The organism is Geobacillus sp. LYN3, from assembly GCF_003064505.1.
Taxonomy (GTDB): domain Bacteria; phylum Bacillota; class Bacilli; order Bacillales; family Anoxybacillaceae; genus Parageobacillus_B; species Parageobacillus_B toebii.
Genome location: NZ_QCWL01000001.1, coordinates 1,230,955 through 1,231,334, shown reverse-complemented (window position 1 = coordinate 1,231,334; position 380 = coordinate 1,230,955). Strand labels below are relative to the sequence as shown.

General features: G+C 54.7%; 1 protein-coding gene. It reads right to left on the bottom strand.

Going from position 1 to position 380, the window contains the following annotated elements:
* The coding region (locus DCC82_RS18010; protein WP_233253020.1) for an IS110 family transposase at positions 1 to 380 on the bottom strand (380 nt) is incomplete at both ends.

Below are 380 nucleotides of genomic sequence, written 5' to 3'. Positions count from 1 at the left end.
TTGCTTCTTCCGCAACGGATTATCAGGACGTGTCGTGTAATAGTCGTGCAGCTGCCGAAACGCTTCGTTGTGGCGGATCATCGGCATCATCACCCGGAACAGAAGGGCGCGCAACCGCCTTCTTCCACGCTTCGAGATCCGTTTTTGTCCTTTGTGTTGGCCGGAGGAATGTTCCCGCAGCGTCAGGCCCGCTAATTGGATAAGCTGCCGCGGATCCTGATAATGGGAGAAACTCCCGATCTCTGATAACAGTTCTACGATGGTCGCATCGCCTAAGCCCGGAACGATCTTCAACCATCGTACTCGACCGATGTCTGTACGAGTTCGATCAGCTGCTCTGTCAGTGCCTCGATTTCTTCTTCCAGTTGGCGGTACCGGCG